Source organism: Nocardiopsis chromatogenes YIM 90109, assembly GCF_000341185.1.
GTDB lineage: Bacteria > Actinomycetota > Actinomycetes > Streptosporangiales > Streptosporangiaceae > Nocardiopsis_A > Nocardiopsis_A chromatogenes.
In genome coordinates this window covers 1-23048 of sequence record NZ_ANBH01000327.1, presented here as the reverse complement: position 1 = coordinate 23048, position 23048 = coordinate 1, and the positions used below count along the sequence as shown (strand labels likewise).

The following is a 23048-nucleotide window of genomic DNA, read 5'->3' as shown; positions in this document are numbered from 1 at the left end:
GACGAACGCTGTCCACACTCACGAACAGAACCAACCCTGCACTCCGGTGGCCCGGCGCTCGGCCGGGGCCCGTGGGCGGGGTATCTGATCTGCCGCCGCGCCGGGCGTTCCGCCGTGTCGCCGGGGTGCGGGGGATCACCCCTCCCGGACCGGGGTCTCCACGGTGTTCCAGAAGCGGGTCAGGGCGGTCGCGGTGGTCTCCGGGGCCTCGACGTTGGGGGAGTGGGCCGCACCGGGGACCACGACCTTGCGCGCGGACAGCTTGTCGGCCATCGCCGCCTGCAGGTCCGGGGGCCAGGCGTCGTCGTTCTCGCCGTACAGCACCATCATCGGCAGGTCCGTCGCGGCCAGCTCCGCCGTCCGGTCGCCCGCCGACAGGATCTCCTCGCACATCCGCACCAGCCCGCGCGGACTGTTCCTCACCATCCGCGTGCGCAGGAACGCCAGGATGTCCTCGGCGAGGCCGCTCGACCGGGCGGGGCCGTCCAGGAACCGCTCCCACATCTGTGCCAGCCGCTCCGGCGTCGGGTCGCCGCCCAGGTAGCCGATGAGCCGCTGGGCGTCGTCCACCCGCCCCTGGGAGGGCACCGCGGCCGGGCCGGAGCTCATCAGGGTGAACGACAGCAGCGCCGCCTCGCCCGACAGCACGGTCTCGCGGGTCACCAGGCCGCCGTAGGAGTGGCCGAGCAGGTGCACCGGCCCCTCTCCGAGCGCCGCCGTCAGCGCGGCGACCGAGCGGCCCAGCCACGCCGTCCCGTAGCCCTCGAAGTCGTCGGGGCCGGGCGATTCGTACTGGCCCGGCAGGTCGACGGCGACCACCTGGCGGCCGGCCTGCGCGAGCGTCTGCAGCAGGCCGATGAAGTCCTCTTTGCTTCCGGTGAGCCCCGGTACCAGGACCGCCGGGCGGTGTTCGCAGCCGCCGGAGGTGGGCAGGGCGCGCAGCGCGGCGAAGGTGCCCATGCCGGTCGTGATGTCGGCCCGGCCGACGCCGGGCGGGAGTTCCAGAAACCGGGGTGTACTCACGACGGTTCACCCTAGACGATCCCGCGTCCGCCCAGGATCCGCAGGTGCGGCGGGGCGGACGCCGGTCGGTGGCGGGGCGCGCTCCGCGCCCCGGGGAGGGGGTCCCGTCGGGCCGCCCCCTCCGCTACTTCGGCTCGTGCCCGGGAGGGCCTCAGCCCTCCCGGCCCTTGTCCGGGCCGCCCTGAGCGTTCTGGCCGTTCGGCACGTCGACCCCGCCGCGGGTGCGGCGGCGCCGGCGGCGGCGCGGCTTGGAGGCGGACCCCTCGTCGCCGGAGGCGGCGGGGGCCTGCGCGCCGCCCTCGGCGGAGGCGGCGGACTCGCCGCGGCCCCGTCGGGTGCGGCTGCGGTTGCGGCCGCGCGAGCGCGCCGGCCGCTCCTCCTTCTCGTTCCGGCGGCGCGGGCCGCCGGTCTCGCCGATGTCCTCGACCTCCTCGGCCTCCAGCCCGGCGCGCTCCTGGCGCTCCTTGGCCAGGCGGCCCTTCGTGCCCTCCGGGATGCGGAGGTCCTCGAAGAAGTGCGGGGAGGTGGAGTAGGTCTCCTCCGGGTCGAGCATGTCGAGTTCGAGCGCGTTGTTGATCAGCTTCCAGCGCGCGACCTCCCGCCAGTCGACGAAGGTGACCGCGGTGCCCGAGCGCCCGGCGCGGCCGGTGCGGCCGATCCGGTGGGTGTAGGTCTTCTCGTCGTCCGGGCACTCGTAGTTGACGACGTGCGTGACGTCGTCCACGTCGAGCCCGCGGGCGGCCACGTCGGTGGCCACGAGCACGTCGATCTTGCCGTTGCGGAACGCCCGCAGCGCGCGTTCGCGCTGGCTCTGGCCCAGGTCCCCGTGGACGGCCGCGGCCGCGAAGCCGCGCGTCTTGAGCTCTCCGGCGACCTTGTCGCAGACACGCTTGGTCTGGCAGAAGACCATGCTCAGCCCGCGGCCCTCGGCCTGCAGCAGCCGGGCGAGCATCTCCGGCCTGTCCATCGAGTGCGTCCGGTAGGCGAACTGCTCGATGTGGTTGGTGGCGGTGTGGTCCGGGTCGTCGTCGTCCCCGGCGCGCACGTGCGTGGGCCGGTTCAGGTAGTTCCGCGACAGCGCCACGATCTCGCTCGGCATGGTGGCCGAGAACAGCATCGACTGGCGCTCGTCGGGGATCTTGTTCATGATGCGCTCGATGTCGGGCAGGAAGCCCAGGTCGAGCATCTTGTCGGCCTCGTCGAGGACGATCGCGCGCACCCCGCCCAGGCTCAGGTGCTTCTGCTTCTCCAGGTCGAGCAGGCGCCCGGGGGTGCCGACGACGATGTCCGCGCCCTCCTTGAGCCCCTCGATCTGCGGCTCGTAGGCGCGCCCGCCGTAGACGGTCAGGATGTGGGCCTTGGTGCGCTTGCCCGCCGTGGACAGGTCGGCCGCCACCTGGATCGCGAGTTCGCGGGTGGGGACGACGACCAGGGCGCGCGGGCGCTTGGGCTCACCCGGGGACCGCTGGGCCAGCTGCAGCAGCGGCAGGCCGAACGCGAACGTCTTGCCGGTGCCGGTGCGTGCCTGGCCGATGATGTCGGACCCGTTGAGGGCGAGGGGCAGCGCCAGTGACTGGATCGGGAAGGGTTCGAGGATCCCTTCGGCTTCGAGGGCGTCGGCGATCTCGGCGCTGACGCCGAGGTCGCGGAACGTCCGTCGGGGCTCGCTGGTGGTCTCTGTGTTCGTCAGGGCTCATGCCTCCATCTGGGCGGGCCGCGCGCTCTCTGCGGCGGCCTCGGCAGGGTCGGCCTCACGGGCGCCGCGCCTGTCGCGCGGGCGCCGATGCGGCGCGAGGGGCGGTGCGGGCCGCCCGTCTCGGCGCGGGCCGGTTCCATCCGGCGCAGCCGGGTGCCGCGCGGGGCGCCCGCCGTTCGGGCGCGCCGGTCCGTCCGCTCTCTGTTGTCCTGGTGCGCACGGTCCTCGTGCGCGGTGTCGTAATGCGCGGAGCGCGGCACCGCGCGGACTCCTCCGCTGCGGGGCGCCTTCCGCACCCGGCCGGGGCGGCCGGTGCGCGGCGGCGGAACCCGTCGCAGCCGGGGGATGCGTCCGCGCCTGTGGCGCTCGGCCGCCGATCACGGGACCGAGTCTATCGTGGCGCCCCGCCGCTGGACATGCCGCATCCCGGGGGCGGGGCCGCGCCGACCGGTCCGGGCGCCGTCGAGCACCCGGTGGTGGAACGCCGTCCGGGGGCCGGAATAATCCCCGCGCGCACCGGCGGGCCCGGCGGGCCGACCGGCGGGGTCGCCGGGCTGGCTAACCTTGCCTGCATGACCGATACCTCCGCGGCCGCGCACACCCCCAGCGGCGTCGTCGACCTGCTGGGTCTGCTCGCCTACGCCGAACTCGTGTCCTTCTTCCGCCTCTCCGGCGCCGCCGGGCTGGCGCCGGACCTGGCCGCCAAGGGCGAGCTGGCGGGGGTGGCCGCCACCGAGTACCGGCACTACCGGATGCTGCACGAGCGCCTGGCGGCGCTGGGCGCCGATCCGGAGGCGGCCATGGAGCCGTTCGTGGAGCCGCTGGACGCCTGGCACGCCCGCACCGAGCCGCGCACCTGGCTGGAGAGCCTGGTCAAGACCTACGTCGGCGACGGCATCGCCGGTGACTTCTACCGCACCGTCGCCGAGCACGCCGACGCCGGGACCGCCGAGGCGGTCCGCGGCGCGGTGTCGGAGGCCGAGCGGGCCGAGGCGGTCGCGGTGCGGGTACGGGAAGCGGTGCAGGAGGACCCGAAGCTGGCCGGGCCGCTGTCGCTGTGGGCCCGGCGGCTGGTGGGCGAGGCGCTGAGCCAGGCCCAGCTGGTGGCCGCCGCCCGCCCGGAGCTGGCCGCCCTGGTGGCCCGGGGGGCGTCCGGCGGCGAGTCCGGCGAGGGCGGCGGCAGGGGCGACCTCGCGGCCGTCAGCCGGCTCTTCGCCGGGTTGACCGAGGCGCACTCGGCGCGCCTGGAGGCGATGGGGCTGAGCGGCTGACCCCGTGCGCCGGATCGGCCCCGCACCCCGCCTCCTGAGGAGGATTCGCAGGTCACGGCGGGGTGCGCCGGAAAAGTGAGGCCGGTCACTCGGATACGGGAAGGTCATGTTTCGGTCCCGAATTGACATATAGTCGGACGGGTTCGGAGAACGTCCCCCGGCTGTGAGGTTGTGCGTCCATGCGCAGTGGGTTCGACGCGCAGGGCCCGCTGGCCCGCCTGTCGCGCGAGTTCGACGTCTTCGGTCCCCTCGGCGGGGGAGCCGAGCCCTGGCTCACCGCTGAGCTGGACCAGCACGCCGCCGCGGTGCGCGACTCCATCGTCGGCGGCGGCGCCCGGCTGACGCGCCGCAGCCTCACCGGCTACCTCCGCGGTTTCGTGGACGGGTGCCGCGAGCGCGGGTGGCACAGCACCTCCTCCGAGTACGACTGGGAGACCCTGCGGCTGCTCGCGATCTGCCGCCTGGCCAAGGAATGCGGATTCGTCCGCTAGGTTGGTCTGGCCCCAGTGGAACCTCAGGCGCAGGAGCGCGCGCCGATCCGCGAAGTGATCTCGCAGAGGCACTCACGGGGCGTACGCTGATCCGTACCCGGGGTCACGTATCGGCCGCGGGCCCCTCACCTGGCGTGGGGAGCCCCCCGCAGCCGGCGCACACGGAGCGGAATCCGAGAAGCCCCCTCGAGGACCCGCCCCGGGATCGAAGCTGCGGCCGAGAGGTGCCGCGAGAAAGGAAGAGCGCATGAGGAGCGGTCGGCACGGGGCCGTTCGGCCACCCGTCGGGGTCCTGATCCAGCAGGATCGCACCGACTTCATTCTCTTCGCCGTGATCCTCCTGGTCGCCGTGGCCGTGATGGCCCTGACCGGGTGGACCAGCCCGGCGTTCTGGGTCTCGCTGCTGTCCGTTCCGGCCACGGTGGTCCTCGTGATCCGGCGCATCGACCGTCTGTCCCGGGACGAGCTGCGCGCCGAGGAACTGCTCTGACCCGCACATGAGAAGGGGCGGGACCGGTGAACGGTCCCGCCCCCTTCAGGAGCGCCCGCGGGCGTCTCCGGGCGCGCCAGGGCCTCGGTCAGGTCTCGTCGGTGCCGCGGCTCTCACCCCCCGTGGAGTGCCGGCCCGCCGACATGCCGTGGCCCGCGCGCTCGGCCTCCTCCTCGCGCTGCTGCGGCATGCCCCCGGCCATCGCGTCCGACCGGCCCGAGCCGTAGGCCTGGCCCTCCTGCAGGCGCGAGGTCTCCCGCTCGGCGGCGTCCAGCCACCGGGACCAGCGCTGCTGCATCGGCCGGATCATGCCGCCGCCGACGCCGACCACCAGGATGCCGCCGACGGTGGCCAGCACCGCGATGAGCACCGGCTGGGTCACCGTGGTGGCGACCCCGATCTGGTTCAGGGCCGCGATGACACCCAGCGCCATGATGAACACGCCGACCAGGTTGGCGACCAGCCGCCCGTAGCTGAGGCCGCCCATCGCCCCCGAGACCACGTCCCGGGCGGCCTTGGCGACGATCCCCGCCACGACCACGATGACCAGCGCCACCACGGCCTGCGGGATCCAGGCGACCACGGCGTTGAGCATCTGGGTGATCGGGTTGGTCGGCCCGAACACGCTGAAGGCCAGCTGCAGGGTGATCAGCAGACCGGCGTAGTACACGATCTTGCCGCACAGTTCACTGGCCGAGTAGCGGCTCCGCTGGAAGTACTCGCCCACCCCCGTGCGGTCCAGCCCCCGGTCGAGGCCGACGCGGGCCAGGCCCTTGCCGACGACCATGCCGAGGAACTTGGCCACCAGCCACCCGATGATCAGGATGGCCAGGAACGCTGCGAACCTGGGAACGAAGGCCGCGATGGCGGTCCACGCCGCCGTCAGCCCCTGCCCGATGTCCATGTCGTCTCACCCCCGATGGCGCCCCGCCCGGTACCCGGGTGCCCGCCCCGCGTACGCTCGGCGAAACGAAAAGAATCGCTTCTCATCCCGGCGATTACCCGTTATGAGCAGGGCCGAATCGTCGGAGGGTGACGATGGGCAACTCTCGGTAAAGGGCGGGTCATGCGCCGGTCACCCCGGCCGGACTCCGGGCCGGCGGCGGACGGAGCATGGGCGCGGGGGGGGGGAGGCGCGGATCGGGGGAGGCGCGGAGGCGGCGCGGCGCCGCCGCGCCAAGGCCCGTCAGGACGAGGCGTACGAGGATGGGGCGTACGGGGACGAGGCCCGCTGAGAAAGCCCGCTAGGACTCGGAGGACCCGCCCTCCCGGGTCAGGTCCCACCCGGCGAGGCCGCGCCAGGCCAGACGGGCCACCAGCTGCTCGGCGGCCTCCTTGGGGATCGAGCCCGCCAGGCTCAGCCAGTACCGGGCACTCGTCTCGGCCATGCCGACCAGGCCGATGCTCAGGATGTGCGCCTCGTCCTCGGAGATGCTCGTGTCCTGGCGGATCACCTCGCCGATCAGCGCGGCGCACCGGTGCAGCGTCTGCTCCAGCTTCTCGCGCACGGCCGGGAGATTGCGCAGGTCCGACTCGAACACCAGCCGGAACGCCTCGCCGTCCCCGGCCACGAAGTCGAAGAACGCCTGGAAGCTCGCCTGGACGCGCTCCCGGTTGTCCGTCGTGCTCTCCAAAGCGTCCCGCTGCTTCTCCACCAGGGCCTCGGAGTGCTGCTCCAACAACGCCAGATAGAGCTCCAGCTTGCCCGGGAAGTGCTGGTAGAGCACAGGCTTGCTGACACCGGCCCGCTCGGCGATCTCGTCCATCGCGGCCTGGTGGTACCCCTGCGCGACGAACACCTCCTGGGCGGCGGCCAGCAGCTGCCGACGGCGGGCGAGCCGCGGCAGGCGGGTTCCGCGCGGCCGGGCGTCTGAAGGAGCTGTCACACCCACATCCTCCGAACTGGTGCGGCGCGGCGGGCGCCGCAGTCGACGGTCGGACCAAGAACGCGCCTCGGAGACGAAGGGTGGGGAGCGGTCCGGCGCGTATTCCTTCTGGTCATCTTACTGGGACGTAGGTTACGCCCGCCCGTCGCCCACCACCACCCTCAACGGACAGCGCTCCGCGCTGCGCCCTTCCCGCCGGGTCGCCCACCACCCTCCACGGTTCCGTGGCCGAGCCCGAGCCCGAGCCCGACGGCCGAGCCCGAGTCCGCAACCCGGGCGCGTCCCCGAAGCCCGAGCCCGAAACCCGGGCGCGTCCCCGAAGCGCCACCTGGAAATCCGACCCCGCCCCGGGACCGGCCCCTCCGTCGCCCTTCGCCTTCTCGCCGCCTACTCGCGGTACTCGTCGTCGTCCATCCCGACCTCGAGGTGCTGCTCCACCGCGTCGCCCTCCGGGACGTCGTCGGACACACCCAGCGGCCGGTCGGCCGACCAGGTCTCCTCCTCGCCGGTGTCCGCGCGCTGTTCGGCCAGGTCGGCCTCGGGCGTCTCGAACTCCTCCTCGAACTCGGCGTCGCGGCCGACGTCCTCCTGGGCGTTCCGTCCGTTCTCCTGCTGCCAGTGAGCTGTCACGGGTCCCCCCTGGATCGTCGCGAAGCCTTACCCTCCAACCGTACGCGCGCGGCCTGCGTGTGCCCTGCCATGGCCCGGCCGTACTCGGGAGGAAGGGCGGCGGACCGCCGCCCGCCACCGGGTGTCTACCCGTCCGGGGAGGCGCGCATCCGCCACCCGCGCATCCGCCGTTCGCGCATTCCCGGCCGTCCGAGTCCGTAGAGTTTCGAGTCCGTAGAGTTTCGAGTCCGTAGAGTTCTGTGCACAACAAGAACCGTGGACCCGTGAGGGGGCGTCCGTGATCGACCCCATCGACCCCTGGCCGGGGGAGCTGCGCACCGTCGGCGGGCGGCGGCTGCACGTCCGCGCCGGGGGCAATGGCGGCAGCCGCGTCGTCTACCTGCACGGGCTCGGCGGCTCGTCCACCGACTGGACCGACCTGATGGGCGCACTCGCCGACGACCACCGCGGCGAGGCCCCCGACCTTCCGGGGTTCGGCCTGTCCCCGCCCCCGGACGACGGCGACTACTCGGTCGACGCGCACGCCGACGCGGCCGTCGAGGTGATCCGCTCCGGCCCCTGCCCCGTGCACCTGGTCGGCAACTCCCTGGGCGGCTCCGTGGCGGTGCGCCTCGCCGCCGAACACCCCGAGCTGGTGCGCACCCTCACCCTGATCTCGCCCGCCCTGCCCGACCTGCGGCCCCGACTGGTGCCCTACCAGATGGTCGGCGCCCTGTTCCCGGTGCTCGGCCCCGCCGTCTACACGCGCATCCAGAGCCGCCCGGCGGAGGTCCGCGTGCAGGACATGCTGGACGCCACCTACTACGACCCCGCTTCGGTCCCCGCCCAGCGGGTCATGGAGGCGCTGGAGGCCGAGCGGGAGCGTGAGCGGTGCGGGCACGCCGTGGAGTCGGTCCTGGGGAGCCTGCGGGGGCTGGTCGCCGAGTACCTGCGGCGCGGCCCCCGGTCGCTATGGCGCCAGGCCGCCGGGCTCCAGGTGCCCTCCCTGCTGGTCTACGCCGTCGCCGACCGCTTCATCGACCCGCGGACCGCCCGCCGCGCCGCCCGGGTCTTCCCGCGCAACCGGCTCGTGGTGATGAACGAGACCGGGCACGTGGCGATGATGGAGCGCCCCGAGGCGGTCGCCCGGGAGGTGCGCCCGTTCCTCGCCGGGGCCGACGCCTCCCGCGCCCGTCCCGCATGACCCGCCCCGCCTCCCGACGCCACCCTGTGCCCGGCCTCGCGCCCGGCCTCGGTCCCGACCTCGTGCCTGACCTCGTCCGACCCGGCGCGTCCGGGCCGGTCGGGGCCGCTCTGTGAGCCGGGTCCCCGGACGGGGAATCAAAAACCCCACCCCGTAGGTTGGGTATAAGAGCAAGCTCGTCACGTGCCCGATCCGAACCTCCGGCCGGCCCCGGCCCCCTCCGGAGGGACCGCGGGCGGCGTGGCGCCGACGAGAACTGTTGAGGAGCCGCTGTGTCGCTGCCGCCGCTGGTCGAACCAGCCGACGAGCTGACCGTCGACGAGGTGCGCCGCTACTCTCGCCATCTGATCATCCCCGACGTGGGCATGGACGGCCAGAAGCGCCTGAAGAACGCCAAGGTGCTGGTCGTGGGCGCCGGCGGCCTCGGGTCGCCCGCCCTGCTCTACCTGGCCGCCGCCGGTGTGGGCACGCTCGGCATCATCGACTTCGACGTGGTCGACGAGTCCAACCTGCAGCGCCAGGTCATCCACGGACAGAGCGACGTGGACCGCCCCAAGGCGGTGTCCGCGCGCGACTCCATCCGCGAGGTGAACCCCAATGTCGAGGTGGTCCTGCACGAGGAGCGGCTCGACTCCGACAACGCCTTCCGCATCTTCGAGCCCTACGACCTCGTCGTCGACGGCACCGACAACTTCGCCACCCGGTACCTGGTGAACGACGCGTGCGTGCTGCTCGGCAAGCCGTACGTGTGGGGGTCGATCTACCGGTTCGACGGGCAGGCCTCGGTGTTCTGGTCCGAGCACGGCCCCTGCTACCGCTGCCTGTACCCGGAGCCGCCGCCGCCCGGCATGGTGCCCTCCTGCGCCGAGGGCGGCGTGCTCGGCGTGCTCTGCGCCTCGATCGGCTCCATCCAGGTGAACGAGGCCATCAAGCTGCTCGCCGGGTTCGGCGACCCGCTGGTCGGCCGCCTGATGATCTACGACGCCCTGGAGATGAACTACCGCTCGGTGAAGGTCCGCAAGGACCCCGAGTGCCCGCTGTGCGGCAAGGACCCCACGATCACCGAGCTGATCGACTACGAGGAGTTCTGCGGCACCGTCTCGGACGAGGCCCAGCAGGCCGCCGCCGACGCCACCATCACCGCGGCCGAGCTCAAGCGGATGATGGACGACGGCGACGACTTCCAGCTGGTGGACGTCCGGGAGAAGAACGAGTACGAGATCGTCAGCATCCCGGGCTCGGTCCTCATCCCCAAGGGCGAGTTCCTGAACGGGGAGGCGTTCGCCAAGCTGCCGCAGGACAAGAGGATCGTCCTGCACTGCAAGTCGGGCGCCCGCTCGGCCGAGGCGCTCGCCGCGCTCAAGGGCGCCGGGTTCTCCGACGCCGTCCACGTGGGCGGCGGCGTGCTGGCCTGGGTGAAGCAGGTCGACCCGAGCCTGCCGACCTACTGACCCGCTGATCCGCCGAGGCCCGGCCCGCTCCTGGAGGGGGCCGGGCCTCCGTGTGTCCAGGGCCTGCGCGGCGGATCTGTTGTGATGTGGGCCACTCGCGGGTATCTACCAAGCGCCGACCCGACGGATCGGCAGCGAGGGAGGTGCGGCCATGGAGATCAAGGGGCGCGCGGCCGACTGGGCCGCCGTCGCGGCGGGTGTGCTGCTGTCGGTGAGCTGGATCTGGGACGCGATGGTCGGGCCGCCCCGGGCGGCGATGTTCATCCTGGGGCTGCTCATCGTCCTCGCGGCGACGATGTCCATCACCCGCCCCGGGCTGATGGCCGCCGAGGCGTTCATCTTCGCGCTGGGGGCGCTGGTCTTCGTCCTGCCGTGGCTGATGGAGTTCACCGCCAACACGGCGGCCGCGTGGACCTCCTGGGTCCTGGGCCTGGTCGCGATGGTCGCGGGGGTCCTCGGGAGCCTTCAGGCGTCGGGGACGGTGCACCGGCGGGGCGCCGTGCCGCACTGAGCCGCACTGACCCGCCACACGGACGGGCCGGGGGCTGCGGTGGCCGCCGTGCGGCGGCGGGGGCGGCGGGGCGTTAAGGTCCCCGGTATGCCCCGACCCGACAGCCACCCGACCGAGTACGCCGAACGGGTGCTCGACATCGTCGAGCGGATCCCGCCCGGACGGGTGATGGCCTACGGCGACATCGCCGAACTCCTCGGGGAGGGCGGTCCCCGGCAGGTGGGGACGGTCATGGCGGTCTGGGGCGGCGGCGTCCCCTGGTGGCGGGTGATCCGCGCCGACGGGACCCCGGCCCCCGGGCTGGAGGTCCGTGCGCGGTCCCACTACGCGGCCGAGGGGACGCCCCTGCGCCCGTCGGGCCGCGTCGACATGGCCGCCGCGCGCTGGGAGGGCCCCGACCCGTCCGAGGCCGTGTGACCGGGGGTCGACAGGGCGGGCGCGGGCGCTCCGGGGGCGGGGGCGCGCGGGTCCGTGTGAGTCATTTCCCGGAAAAATGGGTACGGATGTTCGAGTCCTTGCTCCCCGATGCGGGTGAGCATGTGGTGAACTGGGTCGGGTGAATCCGTCCCCGTACCGCCTCGTGCGGCGTGCGCACACCGAAGCGCCGCCGCCGGTGCTGGACGAGAACCAGCGGCGCGTCGTCGCGCACAAGGGCGGGCCGCTGCTGGTGCTCGCCGGACCCGGCACCGGAAAGACCACCACCATCGTCGAGGCCGTGGTCGACCGCATCGAGAACCGCGGCACCGACCCCTCGGCGGTGCTCGTGCTGACCTTCAGCCGCAAGGCCGCCGAGGAGCTGCGCCACCGCATCACCGCGCGGCTGCGCCGCACCACCCGCGAGCCGCTGGCGCTGACCTTCCACAGCTACGCCTACGCGCTCATCCGCCGGGAGTTCCAGCGCATGGGCGACCAGGCGCCGCGCCTGCTCTCCGGCCCCGAGCAGCTCATGGAGATGCGCGAGATCCTGGCGGGCGAGGCCGCCGACGGCGCGCACATGTGGCCCGAACGGCTCCGCCCCGCGCTGGGCACCCGCGGCTTCGCCGAGGAGCTGCGCGACTTCCTCATGCGCGCCCAAGAGCGCGGGCTGGGCCCCGGCGACCTGGACCGGCTCGGGCGCGAGCACGAGCGCGACGACTGGGTGGCCGCCGGGGACTTCATGGACCGCTACACCGGCCGCTTCGACGTGGCCCCGGTGCCCACCTTCAACTACGCCGAGCTGGTGCGCATCGCCGCCAACCTGCTGAGCGACCCCGACGTGCTGGCGCGCGAGCGGGCCAGCCGCGAGGCGGTCTTCGTCGACGAGTACCAGGACACCGACCCCGCCCAGGAGGAGCTGCTGCGCGCCCTGGCCGGAGACGGGCGCGACCTGGTCGCGGTCGGCGACCCCGACCAGTCCATCTACGGGTTCCGGGGGGCGGACGTGCGCGGCATCCTGGAGTTCCCGCGGCGCTTCCCCGGCGTCGACGGAGCGCCCGCGCCGGTCGTCGCGCTGACCACCTGCCGCCGCAGCGGCCCGGCGCTGCTGCGGGCGAGCCGGGGGGTGGCCCGGCGGCTGCCCGCCGCGCCCGCGCCCGGCGGCGGCCCCGTCAACGCCCACCGCGAGCTGGACCCCATCGGCGGCGCCGCCGAGGGGGAGGTGCGTGCCATGGTGGCCGACAGCCCCGCCCAGGAGGCGGCGGTCATCGCCGACCTGCTGCGCCGCGCCCGCCTGGTCGAGGGGCTGGACTGGTCCCGGATGGCGGTGCTGGTGCGGTCGGCCTCCCGCCAGGTGCCGGTGCTGCGGCGGGCGCTGATGGCCGCCGGGGTGCCGGTGGCCGTCGGCGGCGACGAGCTGCCCCTGGCCGCCGAGCCGCTGGTGCGGCCGCTGCTGCTGCTCGTGCGCTGCGGCCTGCACCCCGACACCCTGGACGCCGACGCCGCCCACGAGCTGCTCATCTCGGCCTTCGGCGACGCCGACACGGTGCGGCTGCGGCGCCTGGGCCGGGCGCTGCGCCGCCTGGAGCTGGACCGGGTCGCGGCGGAGGCGGCCGAGGGCGGCCCCGCCGCCGTGCCGCGCCCCTCGGCGGTGCTGGTCGCCGACGCGCTGCGGGACCCGCGCGAGCTCACCCTGGTCGACCCGGCGGTGGCGGCGCCCGCCCGGAGGGTGGCCTCCCTGCTGCGCGCGGTCGCCGACACCGCCGCCGCCGGCGGCAGCGCCGAGGACGTGCTGTGGGAGGTGTGGAGCGCCGCCGGGCTCGGCGACCGGCTGCTGCGGGCCAGTCAGGCCGGGGGCTCCCGCGGCGCCGCCGCCGACCGGGACCTGGACGCGGTGGTGGCGCTGTTCGAGAACGCCGCCCGCTACTGCGACCGGCTCCCGCCCGGCACCCCGGACGGGTTCCTGGAGGACCTGGAGGCCCAGGAGATCCCCGGCGACACCCTCGCCGAGCGGGCGCCCGAGGGCGAGGCGGTGCGCATCCTGACCGCGCACCGCTCCAAGGGGCTGGAGTGGGACCTGGTCGTGGTCGCCGGGGTGCAGGAGGGCGAGTGGCCCGACCTGCGGCTGCGCGGGTCGCTGCTGGGCGTGGAGGCGCTGGTGGACGCGGTGTCCGGGCACGGCGGCCCCGGCGGCGGGTCGGCGGCGGGCGCCGCCGTCGCCTCCAAGCTGCTGGACGAGGAGCGGCGGCTGTTCTATGTGGCGGCCACCCGCGCCCGGTCGCGGCTGGTCGTGACCGCCGTGGGCGGCGAGGACACCGAGGAGCGCCCCTCCCGGTTCCTCGGCGAGCTGGGGGTGGGCGAGCCCGAGCGGGTCGGCACCGGGCGCCGGTGGCTGTCGCTCCCGGCCCTGGTGGCCGACCTGCGGTCGGTGGTCACCGACCCCGAGCGCCCGGACGCGCTGCGCCGCGCGGCCGCCGTGCACCTGGCCCGGCTGGCGCGCGAGGGCGTGCGCGGGGCGGCGCCGTCCGAGTGGCACGGGCTCACCCCCTGGTCGGACGGGCGGCCGCTGGCCGAGGACGGCGAGGGCATCCGGGTCTCCCCCTCCCAGGTGGAGCTGTTCGGCACCTGCCGGCTGCGCTGGCTGCTGGAGAAGGGCGCGGGCGCCTCGGCGGCCGAGACCGCCTCGGCGCTGGGCAGTATCGTGCACGCGGTGGCGGTGCTGGTGGCCCAGGGGATGCCCAAGGAGGAGATCGACCGGCGGATGGACGAGGTCTGGTCGGAGCTGGACTTCGGCGGCCGGTGGTACGCGGGCAAGCAGCGCGAGGCGGCCGGCCGCATGGTGGACCGGCTCATCGCCTGGCACCGGGCCGACCCCCGGGAGCTGGTCGTCACCGAGGAGGGGTTCACCGTCGACGTGGGCGGTGTGGAGATCACCGGGCGGGTGGACCGCCTGGAGCGCGACGAGCAGGGGCGCGGGTTCGTGGTGGACATCAAGACCGGCTCCTCGGCGCCGCACAAGGACGACATCGCACGGCTGCCGCAGCTCGGCGTGTACCAGCTCGCGGTGCTCAAGGGGGCCTTCGCGCGGCTGGGCCTGGCCGAGCCGGGCGGGGCGTCGCTGGTGCACGTCGGCAAGGGAGGGCTCGCGAACAGCGCCCGGGAGCAGGAGCAGGGCGCCCTGGGCGAGGACGGCGACCCCGGGTGGGCCGAGGGCCTGGTGCGCGACACCGCCGAGGGGATGGCCGGGTCGCGGTTCGCCGCCACCCGCAACGACCGGTGCGACTCGTGCCCGGTCAAGTCGAGCTGCCCGGCCCACGACGAGGGGAAGCGGCTGTGAACGGAGAGGAGGCGCCCGTGGACGGGACGGAGGGGGAGTGGGCCCCGGCGCGGCCGCGCCGGATCCTGACCCCGGCGGAGATCGCCCGGCTGCTCGGGCAGCCCGAGCCCACCGCCGAGCAGGCGCAGGTGATCTCCTCCCCGCTCGGCCCGTCGGTGGTGGTGGCCGGGGCCGGTTCCGGCAAGAGCGAGACCATGGCCGGGCGGGTCGTCTGGCTGGTCGCCAACGGCCACGTCCGCCCCGAGCAGGTGCTCGGCCTGACCTTCACCCGCAAGGCCGTGTCCGAGCTGGCCGAGCGGGTGCGCAAGCGGCTGGACCAGCTGCGCGCCGTCGACCAGGTCCCGGCCGAGGTGCTGGACGGCGAGCCGGAGGTGGCCACCTACAACGCCTACGCCGCCCGCCTGGTCGCCGACCACGCGCTGCGCGAGGCGGTCGAGCCCTCCACCCGGCTGCTCAGCGTGGGGCAGAGCTGGCAGCTGGCCGCGCAGGCCGTCGCCGCCTACGACGGGCCGATGGACGCGGTCAACGTCGCCCCGGCCACCGTCACCGACCGGGTGCTCGCCCTGGCCGGAGACCTCGCCGACCACCTGCGCACCCCCGACGACGTGCGCGGGGTGGGCCGGTGGATCCGCGAGCGGGCGGCCGCGCTGCCCGCCCGGGAGCGCACCAAGGACACCACCGGGGCGCTGGAGGACGCACAGGCCGCCCGCGAGCAGCTGCTCCCGCTGGTGGAGCGGTACTCGGCGGCCAAGCAGGCGCTGGAGGCGATGGACTTCGGCGACCAGGTGGCGCTGGCCGCCCGCATCGCCGGGCGCCACCCCGAGGTCGGCATGGCCGAGCGCAGCCGCTACCGGGTGGTGCTGCTGGACGAGTACCAGGACACCAGTCACGCCCAGCTCATGCTGCTGCGCGCGCTGTTCGGCGGCGGCCACCCGGTCACCGCGGTGGGCGACCCCTGCCAGTCCATCTACGGGTGGCGGGGCGCCAGCGCGGGCAGCCTGAAGAGCTTCCCCACCGACTTCCCGGAGGGGCCGGGCCGCCCGGCGCCGGTGCGCGCGCTCGCCACCAGCTTCCGCAACGGAGAGCGCATCCTGTCGGTCGCCACCCGCATGTCGGAGCCGCTGCGCGGCGAGGGGGCCCAGGTCCCGGTGCTGCACCCCGGACCGGCGCGGCGCGGGCGCGGGGCGGTGACCTGCGCCCTCCTGCCGACCGAGACCGAGGAGTCCGCCTGGATCGCGCAGATGGTCGAGGCGGCGCTGCGGGAGGGCGCGGACGGCACCGCCCCGGACGGCCGCCCCTGGCCGCAGGGGGAGGGCGGCTCCGGGCTGACACCGGGCGGGGTCGCGGTGCTGTGCCGCAAGCGCTCCCAGTTCACCTCCGTGCGCGAGGCCCTGGAGGCGCGCGGCATCCCGGTGGAGATCGTCGGCCTGGGCGGGCTGATGACCGTCCCCGAGGTGCGCGACGTCATCGCCGCCCTGCGGGTGGTGCACGACCCCTCGGCCGGGAACGAGCTGGCGCGGCTGCTCACCGGGCCGCGGCTGCGCCTGGGGCCGCGGGACCTGGTGGCGCTGGGGGAGAGGGCCGCCGAGCTGGTCCGGGAGGCCCGCAGGGACCTGAGGGGCGAGGCCGCACGGGCGCCCGGCGCGGACGGCGGAGCCGGGGACGGACCGGAGGGCGGCGGCGCGGGCGCCGACGGGTCGGCGGACGGCGCGGCCCTCGGGGAGAACCTGCTGCGGGACACCGTGCTGGACCTGACCGCCGAGAGCGGCAGCCTGGTGGACGCCCTCGACGACCTGGGAGACGCCGAGCGCTACTCCGAGGCCGGGTACGAGCGGCTGGCCATGCTCGCCTCCGAGCTGCGCGGGCTGCGCAAGCTCGCCGGGCAGCCGCTGCCGGACCTGATCGCCGAGGTCGAGCGCGTGCTCGGGCTCGACATCGAGGTGGCCGCGCGGCCGGGGCGCGACCCGATGTCCGCCCGCGCGGACCTGGACGCGTTCATGGACGCGGCGGTGCGGTTCGCGGGCAACACCGACGACCCGACGCTGGCGGCGTTCCTGACCTACCTGCGGTCGGCCGAGGGGGCCGAGCGGGGGCTGCAGCCGGGGGAGCGGGTCGGCACCGGCGACACCGTCAAGCTCATGACCGTGCACGCCGCCAAGGGGCTGCAATGGCCGCTGGTGGTGGTGCCCGGCCTGGCAGGCGAGGGGGGCCGCTCGTCGGTCTTCCCCACCAGCCCCCGCGAGTCCGGGGGGTGGGTGCGCCACGCCCACCGGCTCCCCTACCCGCTGCGGGGCGACGCGGCCGGGCTTCCGCGCCTGGACGACGTGGACAAGGCGTCGGTCAAGGCGTTCAAGGAGGCGGAGAAGGAGCGCCACCTGCTGGAGGAGCGGCGCCTGGCCTACGTGGCCGTGACCCGTGCGTCGTTCGCGCTGGTGTGCACCGGGCACTGGTGGGGCCGGGACAGCGCCTCCAAGCGCGGCCCCTCGCCGTTCCTGGAGGAGGTCCGCCAGGCCTGCGAGGCCGGGGCCGGGCGGGTGGCCGCGTGGGCGCCGCCGCCCGACGACGGGGAGGAGAACCCGCAGACCTCGGGCGAGGAGCCGGTCGAGTGGCCGCTGCCGCCCGAGGAGTTCACCGGTGCCCCCGCGCGGCGCCACCGCGACCTGGTGGAAGGGGCCGCGCTGGTCGAACGGGCCGCCGCGGAGGGCGATGCGTGGGCGGATGCGCTGGAGCGGTCGCCGCTGTCGGCTCGGGCGCGCAGGCGCCTGGACGGGTGGGAGCGCGACACCGAGCTGCTGCTGGCGCACCGCGCGGCCGACACCGGCGGCGGGGGGCCGGTGGACGTGGAGCTGCCCGCGCACCTGTCGGTGTCGTCGCTGGTGGTCCTGGCGCGCGACCCGGAGGCGCTGGCGCGGCGGATCCGCCGCCCCATGCCGCGCCCCCCGGCGCCGCACACCCGCCGCGGGACGGCCTTCCACGCCTGGCTGGAGCAGCGGCACGGGCAGCAGAGCCTGCTGGGCCCCGACGAGCTGCCGGGCGCGGCCGACGAGACCGCCGGGGACGACGAGGACCTGGAGGAGCTGCGGCGCCGGTTCGAGGAGAGCGAGTGGGGCGGCCGGGTGCCCCTCGACGTGGAGGTGCCGTTCGAGACGGTCATCGGCGACCGGCTGGTGCGGGGGCGGATGGACGCGGTCTTCCACGACGCGGACTCCGGCCGCTACGACGTGGTCGACTGGAAGACGGGGCGGCCGCCCGAGAGCGGCCGTGAACGCGCGGCGGTGGCGGTCCAGCTCGCGGCCTACCGGGTGGCGTGGGCGGAGCTGGCGGGCGTCCCGCTGGAGGAGGTCGGCGCGGCGTTCCACTACGTGCGGGCCGGGACGACCGTCCGCCCGGCTGACCTGCTGGACGCCGCGGGCCTGGCCGACCTGCTGAACCGCGTCCCGGAGCCCGGGGGGCGCTGAGGAGGGCGGGGCCGGGGCCGCTCAGGGGTCGCCCAGGCAGTGCACCTGTGGTCCGGCGGCGCGCGACGCCGGATGCGGCGGGGCGGCGGGGAAGGCCACGATGTCGCCCGGGCGCAGGCGGTCCACCGGGACCGGGGGGAACGGCGCCGGGGCGGGGCCGGGCCCGCGGAAGACCACGGTCACCGGCTCGTCGGCCAGCTCCGGGCGCTCCCAGGGCAGGGACCAGGCGTCGTCCCTGGGCACGACCGCGAACGCGGGGGAGTCCGGGGCGCGGCCGCCGTCCACCACCGCGTAGGCGCTTCCGCAGCGGTGCTTCACGTCCAGGACCGGGGTCAGGAACCAGCCGGACCACGCCTCCCCGGGCGGCGGCGCCAGGATCGCGATGCGCTTGTCCGCAGGGCCCGGCGCACCCGGTGCACCCGGCGTCCTCGGCGGCCCAGGAGCGCCGGGCGTGCAGGCGCCGGAGGGGTCCGGGGAGAGGGCGAAGGCGTACTCGGGCCGGGCGATGCCGAGGAGCGACCCCCACGCGCGCAAGGCCTCCAGCGGTGCGAGGCCCTGCGCGTGGGGGTCCACCGGGGCGGCGGCGAACCCCAGCAGCCGGACGGCGGGGTCGGGCCCGAGCAGCCCGGCGCACTCCACCAGCGCCGCCGCGTCCATCCCCGCCCATGAGACCCCCGGGGCACCCGGGGCGGTGCCGTGCGGGCGGTCCGCCCGGTCGCCGGTGGACGGGTCGGCCGCCAGGAGCACGCCGACCGGATGCCCGGCACGGCGTGCGCAGTGCTCCAGCAGGCGCAGCTCTCCCGGGCTGTCGGCGAGGACCACCGCCTCACCGCGGGCGGCGTCGGCGGCGACGGCCTCCAGCTCGCCCGGCGTCTTGCCGGTCCCGGCCAGTACGGCCCGCACCCCCGGGCACTCCCGCAGGACGGTGCGCATCGCGGGAACCGTGTCGACGAGGAAGCCCGCGGCGTGCGGGGCCAGGGCCCCGGCGGCGCCGGGCGGGGGATCGGGCAGCGGCAGGTACAGGTCGAACGCCGGGGGCAGGCAGGCGCGCAGCAGCCGGGCGCGCTCGGTCATCGCGGGGAGGTCGTGGACGCACGCCGGGAGGCTCCGGGGGGTGAGCCGCAGGGCATGGTCGTGGACGCGCTTCGGCAACTCGATCATGGGGGCTCCAACGGTGGCCGGTCGCTGCTGGGGTCCTACCCCGCGGCGCCCGGACATAGTGGCCGTTCCGCCCCGAACCGGGGCGGACGCCGACGGCAGGGCCCTTCGCCCCGGGGCGAGGGACCCCGCCCCACGTCGAGGCGCGCGTGCTGCGGAAAAGGGAGGAGGGGAGCCCGCGCCGCTCAGGCGAGGTACACCGCCGCCAGGGCGAACGCGGCGGCGCCCGCGCCGACGGCGGCCTGGAAGGGGCGCGAGGCGGCCCACCCCTGCCATGGGCCCTCGAAGCGCCGGAACGCCGCGCAGAGGACCATCAGGAGCAGCGCGAACACGGGAAGCCAGGCGAGCCGGGCGGCGACCCAGCCGAGGCCGTCGGGGGCCGAGGTCAGCCCGGTGACGGGCGCCTCGGCCGACGTGGCGACGAGTGCGGGCAGGGCCGCGGCCGTCAGGTGCCAGCAGAAGACGGTCAGCGCCGCCAGGTTCACCGCTGCCACGGGCGCCCAGGCGGCGNCGGCCCCCCAGCCGCTCCAGCGGCCCGCGCAGCAGGACGGCGGCGCCGGTCTGGACGGCGGCCAGGGCCGGGACGAACAGCGACGGCGGGTTCAGGTTGGAGCGGTCGGCCCCGGGCAGGCCCACCGCGCTCGCCGGGTAGCCCAGCATCAGAACCAGCACCGCCAGGGCCGCGGCGCCGCCCGCCACCAGGCCCCACGCCAGACGGCGGGTCAGGCGCCCCCGGGCCCACGAGATGCCCAGGAGGTAGGCGAACAGCCAGGCGGGCAGCACCGATGCGAACCCGGCCCAGGCGGGGACGAGCGCGCCCCAGGGGCCGTAGAGGAGCAGGTCCACGGCGGCGACGGGGAGCGCCAGGGCGGCCGCGGCGCACGGGCCCATTCGGCGTTCGGCGGCGACGGCGAGCGGGGTGAGCAGCGTCGCGGCCATGTAGACGCCGATGAACCACAGCGGTTGGAGGACCAGCAGCACCAGGCTGCGTACGGTGGCCTCCGGGGCACCGGCGGCGGTCAGGGCCGCGGCGGCCGCGCCCCAGACGGCGGCGACCAGCACGACGGGGCGGCCGAGCCGCCGGGCGCGCGTGAGCAGCCAGGACCGGTCGGACTCCCCGCGCTCACGGGCGCGGTCCAGGGCGAGGGTCGACACGTAGCCGCCGACCAGGAAGAACAGGGCGAGGGTCTGCAGTACCCAGCTCAGGGGGGCGAGCTGGGGCAGGTCGCGCAGCGGGCTGGAGATCCGCAGTCCGCCGTCGCCCCAGAGCACGAGTGCGGTGACGAGCCAGTGGCCGAGTACGATCCCGCCCACACCGAGCGCACGCAGCCCGTCGAGCGCCCGCTCCCGGCCGGGCGGCGTGGAGGAGTCCAGCCGCACGAGGGTACGCCCGAGCCGTGACCGCACGGCCGCGCCCCATCGCGTCCCGATTCCCATATCCGCCCCAGTGCGCCCGGCGCCCTCTGTTCGGCACCCCTGTCCTCCATTGATGCCCGGAAGGGCCCGCCGCGTCGTCGCACTGAGGGGCGATGCGCCGCTTACCCCCTGGGAGGGAGGAGGCGGACGCCACGGTGATGAGGAGGTGGGGTGTCTCAGGAGGTCGGCGTCCGTTGCGCCGGTGTTGACGATTGCACGGAGTGTGCGTGGTCGCTGTCCTTGGCGGAGACGAGGTGAGCAGGGTGGTTCCCGGGCCCTGCTTGCCGGGCGGCGGGTTCCTCGCGGTCCGGGTGGGCGGCGGCTGGGCCGGTACCCCACTCGGTGGCCCCAGCCGAGCGACAGGCCACCGCTGTGTGAGGTGGGAGAGCGGCGACGACGAAGGTCGTCGGCCCTCACCGCAGCGCTGTCGACCCCCGGGTGTGTGCGTGGCCGCCATTGATGGCGGCGACGGCGAGAGTGGGGCGCTTCCCCGGCCCTGCCTGCCGGGTGGCGGGTCGCTCGCGGTCCGGGGTGGGGGCGGTCCCTTGGCCTGCAGCCCAACGCCCGGCATGCCCATGACCTGGGTGAACACTTCCCGTTAAGCGGGGATGGGGCCGGGAAGCGCGCCCAGCGCCACCCCGGCGGCCCAGCAGGTACCCCTCTCTGCGACCCCGGCCGGGCGACAGGCCACCGGAATGTGAGGTGGAAGGCGGCAACGAGAAAGGTCGGCGGCCCCCACTGCAGCACTGTCGGCCCCCAGGCGCGTGCGTGGTCACCGTGGTGGGCAGCGACGGAGTGAGCAGAGCGGTTCCCGGGCCCTGCTTGCCGGGCGGCGGGCCCCTCGCGGTCCGGGTGGGCGGGTGGCTGGGCCGGCGCCCCTCTCTTTGGCTCAGGCGGGCGGCGGGTTGGCGGAGTGTGAGGTGGAAGGCTGCGACGCAGGTCGGCAGCCCGCCCGGCAGCACTGTCGGGTGGCGGGCGTGCACGCGGTCGCCGTGATCAGCAGCGACGGCACAGCTGGTGCCCCGCTCACGGCCCCGGCCGGGCGGCAGGCCGTCGGGGTGCAAGGCGGCAAGGGCGGCGACGACAAAGGGTCGGCGGCCCTTGCCCCAGCGTCGTCGGGTGGCAGGTGTGTGCGTGGTCGCCGTGTCGGGCGGCGACGGCGGGAGCGGGGCGGTTCCCGGGCCCTGCTTGTCGGGCGGCGGGTTCCTCGCGGTCCGGGAGGGCGGCGCGGCACCGGGGTTCGCGCTCTTCTGCGCCCGTGGCGGCCGCCGGGCCGGTGTGGTGAATCCTGGCATGGCCGTGACCTGGGTGAATACTCCGCGTTAAGTGCGGGCGGGGGCGGGAAACGCGCCCAGCGACGTTCCCGGCGGCCCCGGGGCGACGAACACCGCGATTCCAGAACATGTTCTGCAAGTGGTATGCCCTGTTCCTGTCCGACTGGTGGATTCGGCGCGGTCGTGGAGGCGGGGACGGGGGCGCCCGGCCCCCTCGGCCGGGCTCCCGGGGCCCGTGCGGGGCCGATATCGGCTACACGCGGTGACATTAGGTCCGGCAAACGGCCCCGGTGTGCCGTTTGGGGTCTTTCTAGAGGCAGAACCTGTTCTGGTATCGCGATGAACGTGCACCCGCGCCGCCCGTCAGGCCGCCCCGGCGGCCGGGAAACCGGGCGAACCGGACACCGGGCCGGTACCGGCGGGGGGTGGTGTCAATCGGTTGTTGCAACGAGGAAGTCGTTGAGGGCCTCGGCGGGGGTGCGGTAGCCCAGGGTCTTGCGGGGCCGGTTGTTGAGCAGGTCCTGGACCCGCGCCAGCTCGTCGGCCCCGACTTCGTTGAAGTCGGTGACGCCCTTGGGGAAGTAGTCGCGCACCAGCCGGTTGGTGTTCTCGTTGGTGCCGCGCCGCCAGGGCGAGTGCGGGTCGCAGAAGAACACCGGAACCCCGGTGGCCACCGAGAACTCGGCGTGGCGGGCCATCTCGATGCCCTGGTCCCAGGCCAGGGACCGCTTGAGCGCGGCGGACAGGGCGCCGATGTGCTCGGACAGGGCCGCCCCCACGGTCTCGGCCCGCCGGTCCTCGACCTTGAGGAGCACCGCGAAGCGGGTGGAGCGCTCGGCCAGGGTCGCGATGGCTGAGGCGTTGTCCTTTCCGATGACCAGGTCGCCCTCCCAGTGGCCGGGCACGGCCCGGTCGTCGGCCTCGGGCGGGCGCTGGCTGATGTGGACCATGCCCTGGATGCGGTTGCGGCCGCGGCCGGTGCCCGCGGCCCGGGAGCGGGGCCGGCGGGCGCTGCGCCCCGGGCAGCGCGGCCTCCGCGCGGCCAGGGCCTTGACCTGTTCGCGCAGGCTCCCTTTGGCCTGGACGTAGAGGGCCTGGTAGATGGTCTCGTGGCTGACGCGCATGCCGGACTGGTCCATGGCGGCCGGTCTGCCCGCGACCTGCTGGGGCGACCAGCCCTGGGCCAGGTCGGCGGCCACCCGGGCGCGCAGTTCGCGGTTGCCCTCCAGCTTGCGGGGGCGGGGGCGGGGGCGCCGGGCGCGTGCGGTGGCCTGGATCTGGGCGGGCAAGGCCCGGTAGGCGCGGGGCGAGGGGGACAGGTTTCGCCTCTTCTCGCGCCAGATCGTGGTGCGGCAGCGG

General features: G+C 75.2%; 16 protein-coding genes. 9 read left to right on the top strand and 7 right to left on the bottom strand.

Features of this window, described 5'->3' with window-relative positions; all coding sequences use genetic code 11:
- Positions 1 to 135 precede the first annotated feature (135 nt).
- The gene (locus D476_RS0128710) at positions 136 to 1023 is read right to left on the bottom strand and encodes an alpha/beta fold hydrolase (protein WP_040728532.1); all 888 of its coding nucleotides are present in this window, start codon (positions 1021 to 1023) and stop codon (positions 136 to 138) included.
- A 151-nt stretch (positions 1024 to 1174) separates the two neighbouring features.
- Complete coding sequence (locus D476_RS34910; protein WP_239648853.1) at positions 1175 to 2620, bottom strand: DEAD/DEAH box helicase; 1446 nt, start codon at positions 2618 to 2620, stop codon at positions 1175 to 1177.
- Between the two features lie 671 nt (positions 2621 to 3291).
- Here D476_RS34910 and D476_RS0128700 point away from each other — a divergent pair.
- The 3 genes from D476_RS0128700 to D476_RS0128690 all read left to right on the top strand — a co-directional run bounded on the left by D476_RS0128700 (position 3292) and on the right by D476_RS0128690 (position 4971).
- A complete protein-coding gene (locus tag D476_RS0128700; protein WP_017627331.1) occupies positions 3292 to 3990 on the top strand; it encodes a ferritin-like fold-containing protein in 699 nt (232 codons plus the stop codon).
- A gap of 179 nt (positions 3991 to 4169) precedes the next feature.
- Positions 4170 to 4481, top strand: coding sequence for a DUF6401 family natural product biosynthesis protein (locus tag D476_RS0128695; RefSeq protein WP_017627330.1), 312 nt, complete (start codon positions 4170 to 4172; stop codon positions 4479 to 4481).
- Between the two features lie 247 nt (positions 4482 to 4728).
- Positions 4729 to 4971 carry a hypothetical protein gene (locus tag D476_RS0128690; RefSeq protein WP_017627329.1) on the top strand — a complete coding sequence of 81 codons (243 nt, stop codon included), beginning with the start codon at positions 4729 to 4731 and terminating at the stop codon, positions 4969 to 4971.
- A gap of 88 nt (positions 4972 to 5059) precedes the next feature.
- Here the strand turns inward: D476_RS0128690 and D476_RS0128685 are convergent, their stop codons facing one another.
- The 3 genes from D476_RS0128685 to D476_RS0128670 all read right to left on the bottom strand — a co-directional run bounded on the left by D476_RS0128685 (position 5060) and on the right by D476_RS0128670 (position 7487).
- The gene (locus D476_RS0128685; protein WP_017627328.1) at positions 5060 to 5875 is read right to left on the bottom strand and encodes a mechanosensitive ion channel family protein; all 816 of its coding nucleotides are present in this window, start codon (positions 5873 to 5875) and stop codon (positions 5060 to 5062) included.
- A gap of 340 nt (positions 5876 to 6215) precedes the next feature.
- On the bottom strand, positions 6216 to 6857 hold the full coding sequence (locus D476_RS0128675; RefSeq protein WP_017627326.1) for a TetR/AcrR family transcriptional regulator: 642 nt from the start codon (positions 6855 to 6857) through the stop codon (positions 6216 to 6218).
- 387 nt (positions 6858 to 7244) lie between these two features.
- Complete coding sequence (locus D476_RS0128670; protein WP_017627325.1) at positions 7245 to 7487, bottom strand: hypothetical protein; 243 nt, start codon at positions 7485 to 7487, stop codon at positions 7245 to 7247.
- Between the two features lie 277 nt (positions 7488 to 7764).
- Between D476_RS0128670 and D476_RS0128665 the strand changes: the two genes are divergently transcribed.
- The 6 genes from D476_RS0128665 to D476_RS0128640 all read left to right on the top strand — a co-directional run bounded on the left by D476_RS0128665 (position 7765) and on the right by D476_RS0128640 (position 17841).
- Positions 7765 to 8670, top strand: a complete 906-nt coding sequence (locus tag D476_RS0128665) for an alpha/beta fold hydrolase (RefSeq protein WP_017627324.1) — start codon at positions 7765 to 7767, stop codon at positions 8668 to 8670.
- Between the two features lie 272 nt (positions 8671 to 8942).
- Positions 8943 to 10121, top strand: coding sequence for an adenylyltransferase/sulfurtransferase MoeZ (gene moeZ / locus D476_RS0128660; RefSeq protein ID WP_017627323.1), 1179 nt, complete (start codon positions 8943 to 8945; stop codon positions 10119 to 10121).
- Between the two features lie 151 nt (positions 10122 to 10272).
- Entirely contained in the window at positions 10273 to 10632 is a 360-nt protein-coding gene (locus tag D476_RS0128655) for an SPW repeat domain-containing protein (RefSeq protein ID WP_017627322.1), read from the top strand.
- 87 nt (positions 10633 to 10719) lie between these two features.
- Complete coding sequence (locus D476_RS0128650) at positions 10720 to 11049, top strand: MGMT family protein (protein WP_017627321.1); 330 nt, start codon at positions 10720 to 10722, stop codon at positions 11047 to 11049.
- A gap of 163 nt (positions 11050 to 11212) precedes the next feature.
- Positions 11213 to 14383, top strand: a complete 3171-nt coding sequence (locus D476_RS0128645; RefSeq protein ID WP_026123945.1) for an ATP-dependent helicase — start codon at positions 11213 to 11215, stop codon at positions 14381 to 14383.
- Between the two features lie 17 nt (positions 14384 to 14400).
- Positions 14401 to 17841, top strand: coding sequence for an ATP-dependent helicase (locus tag D476_RS0128640; RefSeq protein WP_152529458.1), 3441 nt, complete (start codon positions 14401 to 14403; stop codon positions 17839 to 17841).
- Between the two features lie 21 nt (positions 17842 to 17862).
- Here the strand turns inward: D476_RS0128640 and D476_RS39470 are convergent, their stop codons facing one another.
- Both D476_RS39470 and D476_RS0128620 read right to left on the bottom strand, forming a co-directional pair.
- Entirely contained in the window at positions 17863 to 20436 is a 2574-nt protein-coding gene (locus D476_RS39470; RefSeq protein WP_449289419.1) for an acyltransferase family protein, read from the bottom strand.
- A gap of 1684 nt (positions 20437 to 22120) precedes the next feature.
- Positions 22121 to 23048 (bottom strand): IS30 family transposase (locus D476_RS0128620; protein ID WP_017627315.1); only part of this gene is annotated, 928 nt, incomplete at its 5' end.

Bases quoted from the DNA above. Each gene is read 5' to 3' on its own strand.
- D476_RS0128655 (WP_017627322.1), top strand. From the start codon at position 10,273: ATGGAGATCAAGGGGCGCGCGGCCGACTGGGCCGCCGTCGCGGCGGGT.
- D476_RS0128690 (WP_017627329.1), top strand. From the start codon at position 4,729: ATGAGGAGCGGTCGGCACGGGGCCGTTCGGCCACCCGTCGGGGTCCTG.
- D476_RS0128685 (WP_017627328.1), bottom strand. From the start codon at position 5,875: ATGGACATCGGGCAGGGGCTGACGGCGGCGTGGACCGCCATCGCGGCC.
- D476_RS0128695 (WP_017627330.1), top strand. From the start codon at position 4,170: ATGCGCAGTGGGTTCGACGCGCAGGGCCCGCTGGCCCGCCTGTCGCGC.
- D476_RS0128700 (WP_017627331.1), top strand. From the start codon at position 3,292: ATGACCGATACCTCCGCGGCCGCGCACACCCCCAGCGGCGTCGTCGAC.
- D476_RS0128650 (WP_017627321.1), top strand. From the start codon at position 10,720: ATGCCCCGACCCGACAGCCACCCGACCGAGTACGCCGAACGGGTGCTC.